Source organism: Lysobacter panacisoli (assembly GCF_009765165.1).
Taxonomy (GTDB): Bacteria; Pseudomonadota; Gammaproteobacteria; order Xanthomonadales; family Xanthomonadaceae; genus Lysobacter_J; species Lysobacter_J panacisoli.
The window spans coordinates 102,024-119,982 of sequence record NZ_VLNU01000002.1 but is presented as its reverse complement, the minus strand read 5'-3'; the positions used below and the strand labels follow the sequence as shown (position 1 = coordinate 119,982).

At 66.5% G+C, this 17,959-nt stretch carries 12 protein-coding genes; 8 read left to right on the top strand and 4 right to left on the bottom strand.

The window, feature by feature from the left end; translation table 11 throughout:
• Nucleotides 1–11: 11 nt before the first annotated feature.
• On the bottom strand, nucleotides 12–734 hold the full coding sequence (locus FOF45_RS17960; protein ID WP_158987860.1) for an rRNA pseudouridine synthase: 723 nt from the start codon (nucleotides 732–734) through the stop codon (nucleotides 12–14).
• A 198-nt stretch (nucleotides 735–932) separates the two neighbouring features.
• Nucleotides 933–1,181 carry an XAC0095 family protein gene (locus FOF45_RS17955; protein WP_158987858.1) on the bottom strand — a complete coding sequence of 83 codons (249 nt, stop codon included), beginning with the start codon at nucleotides 1,179–1,181 and terminating at the stop codon, nucleotides 933–935.
• 434 nt (nucleotides 1,182–1,615) lie between these two features.
• On the opposite strand from FOF45_RS17955, the gene FOF45_RS17950 reads away from it, so the two are divergent.
• Both FOF45_RS17950 and FOF45_RS17945 read left to right on the top strand, forming a co-directional pair.
• A complete protein-coding gene (locus FOF45_RS17950; RefSeq protein WP_158987856.1) occupies nucleotides 1,616–1,966 on the top strand; it encodes a hypothetical protein in 351 nt (116 codons plus the stop codon).
• The gene (locus FOF45_RS17945; protein WP_158987854.1) at nucleotides 1,963–4,707 is read left to right on the top strand and encodes a zeta toxin family protein; all 2,745 of its coding nucleotides are present in this window, start codon (nucleotides 1,963–1,965) and stop codon (nucleotides 4,705–4,707) included. Before FOF45_RS17950 ends, FOF45_RS17945 begins: the two co-directional genes overlap by 4 nt.
• Before the next feature lie 32 nt (nucleotides 4,708–4,739).
• Here the strand turns inward: FOF45_RS17945 and FOF45_RS17940 are convergent, their stop codons facing one another.
• Nucleotides 4,740–8,318, bottom strand: coding sequence for a methylmalonyl-CoA mutase family protein (locus tag FOF45_RS17940; protein ID WP_158987852.1), 3,579 nt, complete (start codon nucleotides 8,316–8,318; stop codon nucleotides 4,740–4,742).
• Nucleotides 8,319–8,466: 148 nt separating this feature from the next.
• Here FOF45_RS17940 and FOF45_RS17935 point away from each other — a divergent pair, with 148 nt between their 5' ends.
• From FOF45_RS17935 to FOF45_RS17925, 3 genes are all read left to right on the top strand, one after another.
• Nucleotides 8,467–9,732 carry a 2OG-Fe(II) oxygenase gene (locus FOF45_RS17935; RefSeq protein WP_158987850.1) on the top strand — a complete coding sequence of 422 codons (1,266 nt, stop codon included), beginning with the start codon at nucleotides 8,467–8,469 and terminating at the stop codon, nucleotides 9,730–9,732.
• Nucleotides 9,733–9,910: 178 nt separating this feature from the next.
• Nucleotides 9,911–11,014, top strand: a complete 1,104-nt coding sequence (locus FOF45_RS17930; RefSeq protein ID WP_158987848.1) for a Glu/Leu/Phe/Val dehydrogenase dimerization domain-containing protein — start codon at nucleotides 9,911–9,913, stop codon at nucleotides 11,012–11,014.
• A gap of 402 nt (nucleotides 11,015–11,416) precedes the next feature.
• Nucleotides 11,417–12,589, top strand: a complete 1,173-nt coding sequence (locus FOF45_RS17925) for an isovaleryl-CoA dehydrogenase (RefSeq protein WP_158987846.1) — start codon at nucleotides 11,417–11,419, stop codon at nucleotides 12,587–12,589.
• Between the two features lie 21 nt (nucleotides 12,590–12,610).
• On the opposite strand, the gene FOF45_RS17920 is transcribed toward FOF45_RS17925, so the two are convergent.
• The gene (locus FOF45_RS17920; protein ID WP_233264258.1) at nucleotides 12,611–15,295 is read right to left on the bottom strand and encodes a S8 family serine peptidase; all 2,685 of its coding nucleotides are present in this window, start codon (nucleotides 15,293–15,295) and stop codon (nucleotides 12,611–12,613) included.
• A 290-nt stretch (nucleotides 15,296–15,585) separates the two neighbouring features.
• Here FOF45_RS17920 and FOF45_RS17915 point away from each other — a divergent pair, with 290 nt between their 5' ends.
• The 3 genes from FOF45_RS17915 to FOF45_RS17905 all read left to right on the top strand — a co-directional run bounded on the left by FOF45_RS17915 (nucleotide 15,586) and on the right by FOF45_RS17905 (nucleotide 17,917).
• Nucleotides 15,586–16,158 (top strand): GNAT family N-acetyltransferase, encoded by a 573-nt coding sequence (locus FOF45_RS17915; RefSeq protein WP_158987842.1) that lies wholly within the window; start codon nucleotides 15,586–15,588, stop codon nucleotides 16,156–16,158.
• Between the two features lie 93 nt (nucleotides 16,159–16,251).
• Nucleotides 16,252–17,427 carry a thiolase family protein gene (locus tag FOF45_RS17910; protein ID WP_158987840.1) on the top strand — a complete coding sequence of 392 codons (1,176 nt, stop codon included), beginning with the start codon at nucleotides 16,252–16,254 and terminating at the stop codon, nucleotides 17,425–17,427.
• 121 nt (nucleotides 17,428–17,548) lie between these two features.
• The gene (locus tag FOF45_RS17905; protein ID WP_158987838.1) at nucleotides 17,549–17,917 is read left to right on the top strand and encodes a hypothetical protein; all 369 of its coding nucleotides are present in this window, start codon (nucleotides 17,549–17,551) and stop codon (nucleotides 17,915–17,917) included.
• Nucleotides 17,918–17,959: the final 42 nt, after the last annotated feature.

The following is a 17,959-nucleotide window of genomic DNA, read 5'->3' as shown; positions in this document are numbered from 1 at the left end:
GCCGCGTCGCGCTAGAACCGCTCACCCACCGGCAGATAGCGCCATTGCCCGGCCGGCATCTTCGCCAGCGACACCTTGCCGATTCGCAGGCGCCGCATCGCCACGACCTGCAAGCCCACCTGCGCACACATGTCCTGGATCTGGCCGGGCTGCACGTCCTTCAGCGCGAAGCGCAGGCGGATCTCGTTCTGCCAGCTGACCTTGCACGGTGCCAGCGCACGTCCCTGGTAGCTCAAGCCGTGGTTGAGGCGACGCAAGCCATAGGGCGCGATCTCGCCGGACACCTCGACGACGAACTCCTGCTCGATCTGCGCGGCGTCCTCGGTGAGTCGCCGCCATACGCGACCATCCTGGGTCAGCACCATCAGGCCGCTGGCCTGCGCGTCCAACGGCACCAATGGGGTCAGCCGGACGAAATGGCGTTGCAGCAGGCGAACGCCGCTTGCGTCACCTTCCCAGCGAGTGGCGGGCGCGACCAGCGCGGCTGCCGGCTGGGCCCCGGCGATCGCATCGAAGCCGGCTGGCTTGTGCAGCAACACCGTGGCGGGCTCCGGTGCATCCAGCACGGCCGCCGGATCCAGCTCGACGCGCTCGTTCGTCACCGAATGCTGCGGCGCCTCGACGACATGGCCGTCCACCCGCACCCAGCCGTTCTCGATGTAGCACTCGGCATCGGCGCGCGAACACCCGACCAGCTCGGCCACGCGTTTGGAGAGTCGGATGGGATCGGTCATGAGAAGGCTCGACGGGGGGCGGTACTTTGGCACACGTTGCCACGGTGCAGCCGAATGCGCCGTGCAGAAAAGGGACAGGTTCATTCGTAGCCCGGGTAAGCGAAGCGCACCCGGGGGGCACGTGACTGCGCCTCCCGGGTGCGGTCTGCGACCTTACCCGGGCTACGCTGGCTGCCGATAGCGGCAGCTCCAACGCGATCAGCTGGGCATAGGCCCGTCGTGAACCGTCGCGGAGAGCGCGTCGTCGAGGTGATTGGCGACGCGGTCGAAGAGTTCGGACAGGGAGTCGGGGGTGAGGACGATGTACTCGCGCGCGTCGCTGCGGGCTTCGGTGAACTGCGCGAGCAGGCGCAGCTGGTCGCGCGTCTGGACCAGTGAGTCGTGGGCGGATCGGGGCAGCAGGTAGCCGCGGAATGCGGCGGGGATGGTACGCGTGTCCTTGCTCATGCGGTGTCTCCAGCAAACCAGCCGGGCTTGCGCCGGGGATTCGGCGCAAGGTGTCGGGAGGTTCGAAGCCGCACAAAGCCGGCGGGCGTATTCCCTCTTGCGAGGTGTTGTATTAGCCGCCCTCCCGACGCGGAACATCGCGCTGCGTCGGACTCATGCCCAAGGTTCGGACACAAGAAACCCGCCTGTGAATCGGTGGCGGGTTACCGCTTTGTGCGGAGCTTCGACGCTCCTTGCAATCCAGTCTGCGCACGCCGTTTTCGGGCTTCAATGCGAGAGAGTCGCGGATGCTTGCTTCGATGGCGACGCCACGGCCGCTACGTCAACACACGCGACGCGATCTACGACAAAGTGCCGCGCAGCTTGGACACGATCCATGTTCACGCCGAGATAGCATCTTCGGCATTCGGTGCCATCAGGAAGAAGTGACCGCGATGAAGACCCTCCCCCCACCTCCCGTGCCTGCACGCCTGCGCGAAATGCTCAAGGACTATCCGGAGCATATAGAACGATTGCAGGAAGTCCTGAACGACTACGCCAAGAAGCCATTCAGGCTCATGCCATTCGATGGCGCCATCTGGGCGCTTGAAGGTCGATTGGAAACCTTCTACTTCGAAGCCCGCGATGAACTAAAGGCAGCCGAAGCCAGCGGCGACCCCGTAGTCGTTGAAAAAGCGAAAGCCAAGAAGCACCTCATGGGACAGGCAAGCTCCAAGGGCTCTTGGCTGGGCGATACGGACGATTTTCAGCACTACCTCAAGGACATCTTCGGAGGTGGCGCATGAGCAATGCATCCACCGTTCTCCCACCAAGCGAGCACCGAAAGGTATTTCTGGAAGATGTCGTCCCCGGCAGCAGGTTAAACATCGCAACGCCGCAAGATGCTCCCAAGGCTATAGTTCTTGGAGGGCAACCAGGCGCGGGAAAGGGTGGACTAGCGGATAGAGCCATCAAAGAACTGAATGGCAACGTCGTCCCCATCGACCCCGACGAACTGCGCAAATACCACCCTCGCATCAACGAGTTCCAATCCGCCACCCCCTACAACTGGTCCGGCCTGACCCAACCCGACGCGAGTGCGTGGGCCGACGAGTTGCGCGAAGCCGCTGTCACCGGGCGCAAGAACTTCATCTTCGACACCACGCTCAGCAATGGCGAGTGGACAGCTGACTTGATCCGCGATTTGCAGGCCAAAGGTTACGACGTGGAAGTGCGCGCGGTCGCGGCGCACAAGCTCGAAAGCGAGTTGGGAGTTGACTACCGCTTTTCGAGCAAACTCGACAAGGACGGTCACGGTCGCTACGTCCCCGCCGACGCCCGCGACGCGATCTACGACAAGGTGCCGCGCAGTCTGGACACGATCCACGCGCACACCGACGTGCCCATCCGCATCTTCAACCGCGAAGGTGTGGAGCTGTACAACAGCCGTACTGACTTCAAGCTGCCCGGTGCAGCGCTGGAGGAGGCGCGCGAGGCGCGGCTGCACGATCCGAAAGTCACATACAGCCTGCGCCAAGGCTGGCAAGCGCAACAGACATGGCACCGCGATCTGCCGGAGGCCATTGCGCACAACCCACACGTGGCGGCGCCCACCGCGCAGCACCTACTGAACGAGCGCGGCGAACGCAAGGTAGTGGAAGATTTGGTTCACAACACCCAGCGCGCCATCCACTTCGACTACACCTCCCGCGTCCGGCCGATCATCGTCAAGGGCGCCGGCGCACTAGGCACGGTAGAAACCCTCGCCGACGCCGCCATCACCGCCCACGCGGCGACGGGACTGTACGAACAGGGCAACGCCACCGGCGCGCAGTCGGAAATCGTCCACTTCGGTTCCCGCGGCGTCGGTGCGTTCGGTGGGGCCGCGCTCGGTGCCAGCACCGGCGCCGCGCTCGGGGTCGAAAGCGGCCCCGGCCTGCTCGTCACCGGCGGCATCGGCGCGATCGTCGGCACCGTGGCCGGCGACAAACTCGCCGATGCCATCGATCAACAACGCATCTACACACAAACCGACCGCGCCGGTCGCGTGTGGCATTTCGATCCGAAACAGGGCTGGGCCGGCACGATCCAGACCGATGAGATCGACACACGTTTTTCTGCGGTGGACTGGAAGACCGGCCAGCCCCACTACAAGACCCACGCCGTAGTGGCCACCGGCTCGTTGGCCGACCGGTTGAACTATCAGGCCACCAACACGTCGGTGGAACTGGTCCTGGCCCATCCGCCTGTGCCGAAGAATCCGTATGCACTCCCGGCCGGCGTGCACGACACGCCCAGTCTGCTGCCGCGCGATTGGACGCGCGATCCCGACAGCGGCGCATGGCAACGCGAAGTGGTGACCGACGTCATCGAACGCGGCCACAAGATCACCCATACCGAAACCGCCAGCCCGTCGCGCGCGGCCGAACTCGACCACGCCGCGCAGGTGGTGATCGCACATAACGCGACGCAAAGTCCGACCGCGATCGCCAGTCGCTACGTGGCCGCGCACCTGCAATACGACTGGCAACGCTTCGGCGACCCGCCCGAGGCTGTGATGAAGGGATTGGCCCCGGAGCGATCGATGGCTTCCGATGGCAATCTGTATGTGCGCTACCACAACGGCGATTGGATGCACGACGGCGTGCTGTACGACAGCCGCGCCGAAGGCAACGTGCTGGTGGAACTGGAGGCGACCTACCAGCAGGCAAGCACGGCCAAGGGAGCGCAGATGCGCACGCAGATGCCTGCCGCGCAGGTGGCGCCACCGACGCCTTCGACCGGCCACTACCTGCGCGATCTGGTGGCCGAGAACTATGCGCAACACAGCATCTCGCGCACGCAGGAACAACTGAACGCGACGGTCTCGGCCATCGAAAAGTCGCATGCGCGTGAAGGCGTCACGTCCCCTTTCATGCTGATCCTGCAACCCGATGCGCAAGGACAGTACGGCCCGGACAGCGCGATCGCGACGGTGAAGAACAACGGTCGGGGCATGTGGACCACGCGCAGCGTGACCACGGCGCAGGAGATGCAGCAGGGATTGCAGCAGCGGGCAAGACCACAACAGGAGCAGCCGCAACCTGAAAGACACCCCTTGCAAGCACCCGAACTATCCACTTCGTCGCCAGCGCAGGAGGCACGTCATGCAGCGGCGGACTCCACGTCGATGCAACACAGCTTGGGCTCCGGGCGGGTGACCTACCTGGACCCGTCGCATCCGCACCATCCGCTGTTTCAGCAACTGCGCGACAAGTTACCAGCGAATGTGAGCGACGAGAAGGTTGCCGAACTGACGCTGGCCGCGCGTGAGGGTGGTGTGCGGCCGGGACGGGTGCAGTCGGTGCAAGTGTATGAAAGCCACGTCCTGGTGCAGGACACGTTTCCGATTTACAACGGCCTGGTCGATCTGCGCACACCTGCCCCGCCTATGGCTGAGACGATGCAGAAGGCCGAGGCCTACGAGCAGCAGGAAGCACAGCGGGTTGCGCAGTGGCAGCAGCAGGAGCAGCAACGGCAGTCCCAATCGCACGGACGGTCGATGTAAGGGCCAAACCGCGTTGTCTGACGCAACAAGAATCACATATTCCGCCGATACTCCCCACCCACGTCATAAAGGGCATGACTAATCTGCCCCAGCGAATGCGTCTTCACCGCCTCCATCAAACTGGCGAACACATTACGGCGTTCGCGAGCAGTCGCCTGTAGCGACTTCAATCCGTCGGCGGCGAAGCCGTTGCGGTTGCCCTGGTAGCCGGCGACGTTGTCGATCTGCTGGCCCTTCTCGCCTTCGGTGGAGCGGATCAGTTCGATCTCGGTGACGATGTCGCCGCCGTGGTCCTTGGGCAGGAAGGTGTTGACGCCGATCAGCGGCAGGCTGCCGTCGTGCTTCTTGTGCTCGTAGTACAGGCTCTCTTCCTGGATCTTGCCGCGCTGGTACATGGTGTCCATTGCGCCGAGCACGCCGCCGCGCTCGCTGATGGCTTCGAACTCCTTGTAGACGGCTTCTTCGACGATGTCGGTGAGCTTGTCGACGATGAAGCTGCCCTGCCAGGGGTTCTCGTTGAAGTTGAGGCCCAGTTCCTTGTTGATGATCATCTGGATGGCCACGGCGCGGCGCACGCTTTCTTCGGTCGGCGTGGTGATGGCTTCGTCGTAGGCGTTGGTGTGCAGGCTGTTGCAGTTGTCGAACAGCGCGTACAGGGCCTGCAGCGTGGTGCGGATGTCGTTGAACTGGATCTCCTGCGCGTGCAGGGAGCGGCCGCTGGTCTGGATGTGGTACTTCATCATCTGGCTGCGCGCGGACGCGCCGTAGCGCTCGCGCATGGCGCGGGCCCAGATGCGGCGGGCGACGCGGCCGATGACGGTGTATTCCGGGTCCATGCCGTTGCTGAAGAAGAACGACAGGTTGGGCGCGAAGTCGTCGATCTTCATGCCGCGCGCGAGGTAGTACTCCACGATCGTGAAGCCGTTGCTCAGGGTGAAGGCGAGCTGGCTGATCGGGTTCGCGCCGGCTTCGGCGATGTGGTAACCGCTGATGGACACCGAGTAGAAATTGCGGACGTTGCGGTCCACGAAGAACTGCTGGATGTCGCCCATCATGCGCAGGGCGAACTCGGTGCTGAAGATGCAGGTGTTCTGCGCCTGGTCTTCCTTGAGGATGTCGGCCTGCACGGTGCCGCGCACGGTGGCCAGCGTCTCGGCCCTGATCTTCTCGTACGTTTCCGCGTCGACGACCTGGTCGCCGGTGACGCCCAGCAGGCCCAGGCCGAGGCCGTCGTTGCCTTCGGGCAGCATGCCGCTGTACTGCGGACGCGCGCGCCCTTCGAACATCTTCTCGATCTTGTCGTGCGCGGCGTTCCAGCGCGCGTCGTCGGCGCGCAGGTACTTCTCGACCTGCTGGTCGATGGCGGTGTTCATGAACATCGCCAGGATGATCGGCGCCGGGCCGTTGATGGTCATCGACACCGATGTGGTGGGCGCGCACAGGTCGAAGCCGGAGTACAGCTTCTTCATGTCGTCCAGCGTGGCGATGTTGACGCCGGAATTGCCGATCTTGCCGTAGATGTCCGGGCGCACGGCGGGGTCTTCGCCGTACAGCGTGACCGAGTCGAACGCGGTGGACAGGCGCGCGGCCGGCTGGCCGACCGACAGGTAGTGGAAGCGGCGGTTGGTGCGCTCGGGCGTGCCCTCGCCCGCGAACATGCGGATGGGGTCTTCGCCGGTGCGGCGGTACGGGTACACGCCGCCGGTGTACGGGTAGTAGCCCGGCAGGTTTTCCTTCTGCAGGAAGGTCAGCAGTTCGCCCCAGCTGCGGTAGGTGGGCGCGGCGATCTTCGGGATCTTCTGGTGCGACAGGGATTCGCGGTAGTTCTCGACGCGAATGGTCTTGTCGCGGACCTTGTATTCGTTGACTTCGTCCGTGATGGACTTGAGGCGTGCGGGCCAGTCGCGCAGCAGCTTCAACGCTTCGGACGTGAGCGACTGAACGGCGTCGTTGTAGCGCTGGCGCAGGGTAAGGAGCGTGCGGTCGGGCGCGCTGCGCGCGCTCCCCTCTCCCGACGCGCTGCGCGCGTCGACCTCTCCCGCAAGGGGAGAGGTGGAAGCGTTGGCGTGGCCGGTGTGGCCCCTCTCCCCTTGCGGGAGAGGGACAGGCTGCGAAGCAGCCAGGGAGAGGGGTAGCAGCGCATCGGCCACGTACAGGTCGAGCGCACCGGGGAGCTTGTCGTCGCCCAGGTCCTTCAGCGACTGCCAGTAGCTCTGCGCGCGGTCGGCGATCTCGGACTGGGTTTCGATCTGCTTGTTGATGCCGCGGCCCTGCTCGGCGATCTCGGCGAGATAGCGCACGCGCGCGCCCGGGATCAGCACGGTCGCGCGCGGTTCCTTGAGCGAGGTGTCGAGCTCGGGCGTCCACTTGTCCGCCGGCAGCGACAGCTTGTCGCGCAACAGGCGGCACAGGTTGGCGAACATCCAGCTGATGCCGGGGTCGTTGAACTGCGAGGCGATGGTCGGGTAGACCGGGACGTCCTCGTCCTTGGTCTGGAAGGCGACGCGGTTGCGCTTCCACTGCTTACGCACGTCGCGCAGGGCGTCTTCGGCGCCGCGCTTGTCGAACTTGTTGAGGACGACCAGCTCGGCGTAGTCGAGCATGTCGATCTTCTCCAGCTGGCTCGGCGCACCGAAGTCGCTGGTCATGACGTACATGGGGAAATCGACGAGGTCGACGATCTCCGAGTCGGACTGGCCGATGCCGGCGGTCTCGACGATGACGAGGTCGTAGCCCAGCGACTTGAGGAAGGCGATGCAGTCCTTGAGCACGATGTTGGTCGCCATGTGCTGGCGGCGCGTGGCCATCGAACGCATGAACACGCGCTTGGAGCGCAGCGAGTTCATGCGGATGCGGTCGCCCAGCAGCGCGCCACCGGTGCGGCGGCGGGTGGGATCGACGGAGATCACGGCGACGCGCATCTCCGGGAAGCTGGCGAGGAAGCGGTTGAGCAGTTCGTCGGTGACCGAGGACTTGCCGGCGCCGCCGGTGCCGGTGATGCCGACCACCGGGGTCTTGCCGCCGGCGAGCTGCCATTCCTTGCGCAGGTGGGCGAGTTCGGCCTCGTCGAGCGCGCTCTCTTCGATGGCGCTGAGCATGCGGCCGATTTCGATCTCGTTGTCGAAGGCGACCTTGTGCGGCTTGTCGACCGGCAGGCGCGCGCCTTCGGCGCGGCGCACGACGTCCTCGATCATCGCCACCAGGCCCATGTGCATGCCGTCGTTGGGGTGGTAGATGCGCTCCACGCCGTAGGCCTGCAGTTCGCGGATTTCTTCCGGCGTGATGGTGCCGCCGCCGCCGCCGAACACGCGGACGTGGGACGCGCCGCGTTCCTTGAGCATGTCGACCATGTACTTGAAGTACTCGACGTGGCCGCCCTGGTAGGACGACAGCGCGATGGCGTCGGCGTCTTCCTGCAATGCGGCGCGAACGACGTCTTCGACCGAGCGGTTGTGGCCGAGGTGGATGACCTCCGCGCCCTGCCCCTGGATCAGGCGCCGCATGATGTTGATGGCGGCGTCGTGGCCGTCGAACAGGCTGGCGGCGGTGACGAACCGCAGCGGGCTGGTCTCGGTTGCGGCTTCGGGCAGGTTGCTGGCGGGAGTGCTCATGGACTGCTCAATACGGAAACGATCGAATCCGCATTGTAGCGCGGCAGGGTTATGGGCCGGTTTGGCCCGGAGCGGGCGTTGGTAGTCCTCACCGGCACCGCGCCCGTGCGGTCTGGCTACACTGCCGTCCAACCCCCTCCCCGCCGCCATGAACGAAGACACCGCCCTGCTCGAACTGCGCCGCCAGGCCCATACGGGTTCGCCGCCGGCCTTGTTCCGGCTGGCCTCGGCGCTGGTGGTGCGGCACGAGCTGGAAGAGGCGTTCACCCTGCACCGCCGCGCGGCCGAAGCCGGGCTGGCGAACGCGCAGATCGAGTACGCCCGCATGCTGATGTACGGCGTGGGCTGCGAGGCCGATGCGGAACTGGCGGCGGTGTGGTTCCTGCGCGCGGAAATGGCGGGCAGCCCGATCGCGGGGTATTTCCTGGCGCTGATCGCGCTCGGCGGGCAGGCCCTGCCGCGCGACGGGCGGATCAACGAGCGGGTGATGCACGCGGTCAAGGCGGACTATCCGCCGGCGTTGCGCGCGGCGGCGCTGCACTTCGCGCGCAAGGCCCATCCCGACGACCAGCGGCGCTGCATGCAACTGCTCGAACGCGGCGCGGACCTGGGCGATGCGGTCGCGGCGCGATTGTTCGCCGAGCGGTTGGCACTGGGCGAAAACTGCAAGGCGCAGCCGTTCGCGGCGTCGCAGCTGCGCCAGCAACTGGCGTCGTACGGCATCGGCCCGTTGCCGCGGGTCGCGGTGCCGGACTACGTGCCGCTGGATGTCCCGGCCGGCGAGTTGCAGATGGACGACGTGCTGCGCCCGGTCGACCTGAAACTGCAATCGGCGCGTCCGCGCGTGCTGACCGTCGATGGTCTGCTGAGCGCGGACGATTGCCGGCTGCTGATTGCCAACGCCGAGCCGCGCCTGCAGCGTTCGCAGACGATCGATCCGAACACCGGCAAGCCGGTGCCGCTGGAAATCCGCACCAGCCGCGATGCCGCGGTGGATCCCATCCTCGAGGACATGGCGCTGCGCGCGGTGCAGCTGCGCATGACCGCCGCGGCCGGCGTGCCGTTCTCGCATGCCGAACACCTGACCGTGCTGCGCTACGAGCCCGGCCAGGAATACCGTCCGCATCGCGATTACCGGCCGCCCGGTTCGATCGAAGGCGACCGTCCCGACGCGGGCAACCGCCTGCGCACGATCTGCGTCTACCTCAACGACGTGGAAGCCGGCGGCGAAACCGAATTCCCGATCGCCGGGCTGCGGGTGATGCCGCGGCCGGGGCGCGCGGTGATCTTCGACAACCTGCATCCGGACGGGTCGCCGGACGTGGATTCGCTGCACGCCGGCCTGCCCGTGGAGCGCGGCGTGAAGTGGCTGGCGACCCTCTGGCTGCGCCAGGGACCGTACCGGAATTACTGAACGGGCATCACGCCGCTGGGCGTACGCATCCGTATCCCCCGATTGCATTAGACTGTCGCGCCTGCGGCGGGGCCATAGCCTTTGTCGCAGAGGCGAATCTATTTCGATTCAACGACTTACACCTCACAGTTGGCGTAAAGCGCGACGCGCAACTCCTCGCGCCAACGCGGAGCACCCGATGATTTTCGAAACCCTGGACACCTTCGGCCACGAGCAGGTCGTGTTTTGCCACAACAAGGACGCGGGCCTGAAGGCCATCATCGCGATCCATAACACCGTGCTCGGTCCGGCTCTCGGCGGTACGCGCATGTGGCCGTACAAGACCGAGCAGGACGCGCTGAACGACGTGCTCCGCCTGTCGCGCGGCATGACGTACAAGAACGCGGTTGCCGGCCTGAACATCGGCGGCGGCAAGGCCGTGATCATCGGCGATCCCGCCGTGGACAAGTCCGAGGCGCTGTTCCGCGCGTTCGGCCAGTTCGTCGAAGCACTGGGCGGTCGTTACATCACCGCCGAAGACGTCGGCATCGACGTCAACGACATGGAATACGTGTACCGCGAGACCGAGTACGTCACCGGCGTGCACCAGGTCCACGGCGGTTCGGGCGACCCGTCGCCGTTCACCGCCTACGGCACGCTGCAGGGCCTGATGGCCACGCTCAACAAGCGTTTCGGCGACGAGGAAGTGGGCAAGTATTCCTACGCCGTGCAGGGCCTTGGCCACGTGGGCATGGAGTTCGTGAAGCTGCTCAAGGAGCGCGGCGCGAAGATGTTCGTCACCGACATCAACAAGTCGCTGGTGGACAAGGCCGTGTCCGAGTACGGCGCCGAAGCCGTGGGCCTGGACGAGATCTACGACGTCCCGGCCGACGTGTACTCGCCGTGCGCGCTGGGCGGCACCGTCAACGAGAACACCCTGCCCCGCCTGAAGGCCAAGGTCATCTGCGGCGCGGCCAACAACCAGCTGGCCAACAACGCCATCGGCGACGAAGTGGCCAAGCGCGGCATCCTGTACGCACCGGATTACGCGGTGAACGCGGGCGGCGTGATGAACGTGGCGCTGGAGCTGGACGGCTACAACCGCGAGCGCGCCATGCGCATGATGCGCACGATCTACCACAACCTCGCGCGCATCTTCGAGATCGCCGAGCGTGACGCGATCCCGACCTACCGTGCCGCCGACCGCCTGGCCGAAGAGCGCATCAACGCGATCGGCAAGCTGAAGCTGCCGCTGGGCCGTTCGGCTCCGCGTTTCCAGGGTCGTATTCGCGGCGGGCATTGATTGCCGTTTCGCGAGCAGTGATGCATCTGAAAACGCCCGGCTTGTCCGGGCGTTTTCTTTTGACCTCCCTGCGTGTCGTAGCCCGGGTAAGCGCAGCGCACCCGGGAAACACGCCACTTCCCCGGGTGCGGCCTTCGGCCTTACCCGGGCTACGACTTCCGTTGCGGTCATTCCCGCGAAGGCGGGAATCCATGCAACGGATGCGATTCCGCCCTCCGGAATGCGTGATGCGTGCCGGCCTGGATCCCCGCCTTCGCGGGGATGACGGCAAGAGGCCGTCGGTTCGCGTGGCGCTTGCGGCACGTTTTATTGCACCGCAAGACGACCGGTTAACGCCGCGCCCCTACAATTGCAGCATCGCGCGCGTTCGCCGCGTGCCCTCTCCTCCGTTCAAGGACTCCCATGCGCCCTTTCCCCCTCGGTGAAGAACTCGATGCCCTGCGCGATGCCGTGCAACGTTTCGCGCAGGCCGAGATCGCACCGCGCGCGGCGCAGATCGACGAGGAGAACTGGTTCCCGCAGGATCTGTGGCCGAAGCTCGGCGAAATGGGTTTGCTGGGCATGACGGTGCCGGGCGAGTACGGCGGCAGCGACATGGGTTACCTCGCGCATCTGGTCGCGATGGAAGAGATCTCGCGCGCGTCGGGTTCTGTCGGCCTGAGCTACGGCGCGCATTCGAACCTGTGCGTGAGCAATCTCTACGCCAACGGCAACGAGGACCAGCGCCGCAAGTACCTGCCCAAGCTGTGCAGCGGCGAATGGAAGGGCGCGCTGGCGATGAGCGAACCGGGCGCGGGTTCGGACGTGGTCGGCTCGATGAGCTGCCGCGCCGAGCTTCGTCTTGAAGCGGGGCGCGACGGCGTGTGGGTCGCCAACGGCAGCAAGATGTGGATCACCAACGGCCCCGAGGCCGACGTGCTGATCGTGTACATGCGCACTGCGGGCAAAGACGCCGGCAGCCAGTGCATGACCGCTTTCATCGTCGAGAAGGGCATGAAGGGTTTCTCGACGGCGCAGAAGCTCGACAAGTTCGGCATGCGCGGCTCGAACACCTGCGAGCTGGTGTTCGAGAACTGCGAGATCCCGGTGCAGAACGTGCTCGGCCACGTGAACCACGGCGTGAAGGTGCTGATGCGCGGCCTCAACACCGAACGCCTCGTGCTGACCGGCGGCCCCATCGGCCTGATGCAGGCCGCGCTCGACATCGCCCTGCCCTACGTGCGCGAGCGCAAGCAGTTCAACGCCGCCATCGGCACGTTCGGGCTGATGCAGGGCAAGATCGCCGACATGTACACCGCGCTGCAGTCGAGCCGCGCGTTCGCGTACCAGGTGGCGCGCGATTTCGACGGCGGCCACAGCAGTCGCGTCGATGCGGCGGCGTGCCTGCTGCATGCGTCGGAAGCGGCCGTGCAGGTCGCGCTGGAAGGCATCCAGGCGCTGGGCGGCAACGGCTACATCAACGAGTTCCCGACCGGCCGGATCCTGCGCGACGCCAAGCTCTACGCGATCGGCGCGGGCACCAACGAAATCCGCCGCATGCTGATCGGCCGCGAGTTGTTCGAGCAGCGGCACTGAGCCGCTGCCCGAACGTCCTGATCACCAGGCCGTCGACCAGTTGAGCATCGCGCGCGACCATGTCTCGCCCTGGTCGTGGCGCGCATCGACGTCGAAGCCGAGGCGGCTACCACCCGGCAACACCGTGCCGAGACCGAAACCGACCACGCCGATGTCGCGGCCCAGCGCGCTGCCGACAATCGGCGACCACACGTCGAGACCGGTGAAGCGCGCATCGACATCGGCTCCCGACTGCGACAGCAGGCGCTGCCATTCGACGCGACCCTGCAGGCTCCACAGCGAACGCCCGGCGCTCCACTGACTGGACCAGCGCGCGCCGAACAGCGCCTGGCTCAAGGTCATCGTCGACGCGTCGGTGCTCAGGCCGAAACCGACCGCACCGTCTTCGCTGAAACCATCGCGATCCAGACGCAGCGACTGCACGCCGGCATATGGCGTGAGGCGTCCGCGCCCAATGCGCAGCGGCAAACCGGCCTGCACGGCCGCACTGGCATAGCGCTGGGAGTAGTCGGTGCCAAGGCGGAAGGCCTCATCGCCGAGCAGCACGTCGCGCTGGGTCCAGCGCTGCATGTGACCGAACGCGACGTTGCCCAGCACGTAGCCCGCGCCGAGATCGTAGGTCGCATAGACCTGCGCTTCGAGCTGGCGGTTGCGCTCGCGATCGAAACGCTGGTCGTGGTACGCGTAGCCGTCGGTTTCCGCGAGCGCGGCGCCGATGGTGAGGCGATCGCCGTGGCGGCGATCCTGGCCCATCATCCAGCCGTTGGCATCGATGTCGAAACGCGACATCGCGCGTTGCGAACGCAGCTCGTCGGCCCATGCGCCGCCGGCCGGGGCATCGAGCAGCGCATCCACGCGCGATTCCAGCGCGCGACGATTGCCTTCGATGGCCATCAGCGCGAATTCGCTGTCGGCGGTATGCAGCTCACCGGACAGGCTCGACAGCGTGCGCTCCGCCGCTGCGGCCGTGGGCGACCCCTGGATCGCACCGGCACCGCCGAGGAACGACGACGAGGATGCACCGCTGCCGAGCTGGCCCGAGTCGATCGCATCGAACGCGCCTTCGACGCGCTGCGCGCTGCCGACCGATTCCGCGCTGAGTCCCAGCGACTGCGCGGTGGCGGTGACTTCAAGGCGAGTGATGTCGAGCCATGCCTGGGTCGTGCTGTAACCCGGAGTCGCGTTCAACAGCACGCCCGTCTGCGCGGTGAGGCTGCCGAATGTGCCAGTGATGCTGTTGGCGTTGAGGAAGACCTCGCGCGCGGACGTCACATAGCCCGGCAGCACGCCGAGCACATGCAGGTTGCCGGCGAGACCCGCCTGCCCGGTCACGTTCAGGCGCGCACCGACCATCAGCGCCATGCGCGCGGCTGCCGACTGCTGGTAGTTGCCGGTGATGACGGAGGACCCCGAGTCGAGCAGCAGCGTGCCCTGGTTCACGACGTTGCCCGCGTTGGCGCCGGCGGAACTTCCGCCGCTGCCGATCGCCAGCGTGCCCGCCGGCCCGATGGTGACTGGAGAGATCATGCCGGTGCCGATCCGCAGCGTGCCCCCGAGCACCTGGGTGGCGCCGGTGTACTGCGCACTGCCGTTGAGCACCAGCGTGCCCGTGCCCTGCTTGATCAGGCCACCGTTGCCGAAGATGGTGTTGGACCACGTGGACGTGGCGCCGTTGATGTTCACGGTCACGTCGCCCCAATCGAAGCGCGCGGGGCCCCTGATCGCCTTGCCCACGTCGAGCAGGCCGTAGCCGAACACGGCGTCCACGCCCGGCGTGCCGATGTCGCGCGCAGTGCCGAGCAGTGTCTGCCGGACCAGGTCGTTGTTGAAGTACGGGAAGGCCTGCCACACCAGCGCGGCGGCACCCGACACCTGCGGCGCGGCCAGCGAAGTGCCGGACCAGCTCCAGTAGGTGGGACTGGTCGGGCCATCGTCCTTGCCGGTGGCTGCAACGGTGCCGACCGCCGCAAGGCAGTAACGCATCGCAACGCCGCAGGCGTTCGCGTAGACGGCGCCGTTCCTGTCGACGTCGAGCTGGTTGATGTTGTTCGGGTTGATCGCGGTCACCGCGAGCCAGCCGCGTTCGAGGTCCGCAGCCGGCAACGTGCCGTTGGGTCCGGGCTGGCTCGGCAGTGCGGCCATGCTGGACGGATTCGCCTTCGCTTCGTTGCCCGTCGCGAACACCACCAGTCCGTCGTTGCTCACGATGAAGGGACGGTACTCCGACGCGATGGGCGCGGTCGCCGCGGGATTGGTCCAGTACAAACCACCCCACGAGTTGTTCATCACGCGCACGCCGCGGTTGATCAGATCCTGGTGGATGGGCGCCATGCCCAGCGCACCGTCCACCGAATTGCCTTGGCCGGACCCGTCGTCCTCGGGATCCTTGTCGTACAGGATGCGCGCCGACACGATCTGCGCGCCCGGCGCGATACCGCCCGGCCATGCGCCGAACGGCGTGCCTGCCGCGATCTGCGACACCGCCGTGCCGTGCCCGACCACATCGTCGACGCGCAGATTGTTCGGCGGCGACGGCACGTACACCAGCTTGTCCACCACGCGCGGCGACAGCGCCGGATGGTTGCCCATGACGCCACTGTCGACGACGCCAATGCGCACGCCCGCGCCGGTGATGCCGGCCCGCGACGCTTCGGCCGCATTGGTCAGCGTGAGGTGCCGGCTGTACGCCGGATTCGGCGTGCTCACTACCGGCTGCGTCGGCGTCGTCGATCCGAGCGCCGGCGGGGCCGATCTGACATTGGTGCTCCCGCCTCCGCCGCCTCCGCATGCGGCCAGGCCGCAGAATCCCGTGCACAGCAGTGCGCTGCGCAGGGCCGTCACAAGTCCCTTTTCGTGGTAATGCATGAGCTCCTCGGTAGTCGCCGTCCACTCCCCAGCGGACGCGTGTCGAGTATCGATCCAAGCGGAGGCCGCCACAATCGATGCGAGTCCCGAAGCGAACAATTCCACGCCGCCTCCACGCGGATGAACCGCGGGTGTCCGTGCGCACACGGCCGCTGCGCCGCGACGACTGGCCGCACCTTCAGGCGCTGTTTGGCGAACGCGGCGCGTGCGGGGGCTGCTGGTGCATGTGGTGGCGGGTTCCCACCGGCGGGAAGGCGTGGGAAGCCGCCAAGGGCGACCACAACCGGGAGTCGTTCAGGAGGCTGGTCGAGCGCGGTGCCGCCACGGGCGTTCTGGCATTCGTCGGCGACGAAGCGGTCGGCTGGTGCGCGATCGGCCCGCGTTCGGATTTCCCACGGCTGGCTCACAGCCGCGCCCTGCAACGCGACTGGAACGCTCGGACCTGGTCGCTCAACTGCCTGTTCGTGCCGACGCGCTGGCGTAGCCACGGCATCGCCCGCCTCCTGGTCGCGGCCGCGGTCGCCCTGGCGCGGCGGAAGGGGGCGGGTGAGATCGAGGCCTACCCGCAGTCGGTCGCCGAGGGTGAACGGCAGGCCGCTGCCTTCGTCTGGACCGGAGTCCCCGCCCTGTTCGTCCCGCATGGCTTCCAGCGCCAGACCCCGCGAGGCCGCGGCCGGGGCCTGTACCTGCTGCGACTGGGCTAGCCGGTGGTTTGCGGCGTCGCAGCACGCCGCCGCATAATCCGTGGGTTCCGGCCCCGCGCCGGCCCGTTTGCGAAGTTTTCTGCTGGAGTCCCCATGAGCGACGTCGTCATCGTCGGTGCCAAGCGCACCGCCATCGGTTCCTTCCTCGGCCAGTTCACCGGCGTGCCGACGCCGACGCTGGGCACCGCCGCCATCCAGGGCGCGCTGACCCATGCCAACGTCGCGCCCGACCAGGTCGACGAAGTGATCATGGGCTGCGTGCTGCCGGCCGGCCTCGGCCAGGCGCCCGCGCGCCAGGCCGCGCTCGGCGCGGGCCTGCCGACGTCCGCCGGCTGCACCACGATCAACAAGGTCTGCGGCTCGGGCATGAAGGCGATGATGCTGGCGCACGACCTGATCAAGGCGGGCTCGGCCAATGTCGTCGTCGCCGGCGGCATGGAGTCGATGACCAATGCGCCGCACCTGCTCAACAACTCGCGTACCGGCATTCGTTACGGCAGCGCCGAGATGCTCGACCACATGGCGTGGGATGGCCTGACCAATCCGTACGACGGCAAGGCGATGGGCGTGTTCGGCGACATGGCGTGCGACAAGTACGGTTTCGACCGCGAATCGCTCGATGCCTTCTCCGCCGAAAGCGCGCGTCGCGCGCAGGCCGCGTTGGCCAACGGTGCGTTCAAGGACGAAGTCGTGCCGGTCACGGTCAAGGGTCGCAAGGGCGACGTGGTCGTCGACACCGACGAGGAGCCGGGCAAGATCGATCTGGCGAAGATCCCCACCCTGCGCGCCGCCTTCGGCAAGGAAGGCGTGCTGACCGCTGCGTCGTCGTCGAAGATTTCCGACGGTGCCGCCGCCGCAGTGCTCATGGGCGCCGACGAGGCCAAGCGTCGCGGACTCGCGCCGATCGCCCGCATCGTCGCGCACGCCGGCCATGCCCAGGCACCGGAATGGTTCACCACTGCGCCGGTGAAAGCGATTTCAAACGTGCTGGCGAAGGCCGGATGGAAGGTCGAGGACGTTGACCTGTTTGAGGTCAATGAAGCGTTTGCCTGTGTGGCCATGGCGCCGATGAAGGATCTGGGGATCCCGCACGACAAGCTCAACATCAATGGCGGCGCGTGTGCCCTGGGCCATCCCATCGGCGCCAGTGGTGCCCGCCTCGTGGTGACGCTGTTGCATGCCCTGCGTGCAAGGGGCGTCAAGAAGGGGGTCGCGTCGCTGTGCATCGGCGGCGGCGAGGCCACCGCGATCGCGGTCGAGCTGGTATAAGACGTTAAGAACGTATTACTTAAAAAAAACCGGCCAAGCCGCTTGACACACGTCACCGGCTTGTCATCATGTTATAGACGCGCAATTGCGCGTTGCCTAACTAACGACGAGGATACAAACCATGACCTTCAACAAGGCGCTGATCGCCCTGGCTCTGGGCTTCGCCCTGGCTGCTTGCTCGAACCAGAAGCAGGCTGAGGAAGCCGCTGCTGACGCCGCCGCTGCTTCGACCGAAGCCGCTGCTGCTGCCACCGACGCCGCTGCTGCCGGCGACGCCGCTGCTGCTGACGCTGCCCAGGCCGCTGCCGACACCGCTGCCCAGGCTGCTGACGCCGCCGCCACCTCGGCCGACGCCACCGCCGCTGCCACCGCTCCGGCCGCTGCCGACGCTGCTGCCGACGCTGCCTCGCAGGCTGCTGACGCCGCCACCCAGGCTGCCGACGCTGCCACGCAGGCCGCTGACGCTGCTAAGGAAGAAGGCAAGAAGTAATAACCGCGGGCAAGCAATTGCCCAGGTGATTACGATGAAGAA

What these genes read in the sequence shown, in the direction of transcription:
- FOF45_RS17950 (WP_158987856.1), top strand. Translation starts at nt 1,616, where the DNA reads ATGAAGACCCTCCCCCCACCTCCCGTGCCTGCACGCCTGCGCGAAATG.
- FOF45_RS17940 (WP_158987852.1), bottom strand. Translation starts at nt 8,318, where the DNA reads ATGAGCACTCCCGCCAGCAACCTGCCCGAAGCCGCAACCGAGACCAGC.
- FOF45_RS17930 (WP_158987848.1), top strand. Translation starts at nt 9,911, where the DNA reads ATGATTTTCGAAACCCTGGACACCTTCGGCCACGAGCAGGTCGTGTTT.
- FOF45_RS17910 (WP_158987840.1), top strand. Translation starts at nt 16,252, where the DNA reads ATGAGCGACGTCGTCATCGTCGGTGCCAAGCGCACCGCCATCGGTTCC.
- FOF45_RS17960 (WP_158987860.1), bottom strand. Translation starts at nt 734, where the DNA reads ATGACCGATCCCATCCGACTCTCCAAACGCGTGGCCGAGCTGGTCGGG.
- FOF45_RS17905 (WP_158987838.1), top strand. Translation starts at nt 17,549, where the DNA reads ATGACCTTCAACAAGGCGCTGATCGCCCTGGCTCTGGGCTTCGCCCTG.
- FOF45_RS17925 (WP_158987846.1), top strand. Translation starts at nt 11,417, where the DNA reads ATGCGCCCTTTCCCCCTCGGTGAAGAACTCGATGCCCTGCGCGATGCC.
- FOF45_RS17945 (WP_158987854.1), top strand. Translation starts at nt 1,963, where the DNA reads ATGAGCAATGCATCCACCGTTCTCCCACCAAGCGAGCACCGAAAGGTA.
- FOF45_RS17935 (WP_158987850.1), top strand. Translation starts at nt 8,467, where the DNA reads ATGAACGAAGACACCGCCCTGCTCGAACTGCGCCGCCAGGCCCATACG.
- FOF45_RS17955 (WP_158987858.1), bottom strand. Translation starts at nt 1,181, where the DNA reads ATGAGCAAGGACACGCGTACCATCCCCGCCGCATTCCGCGGCTACCTG.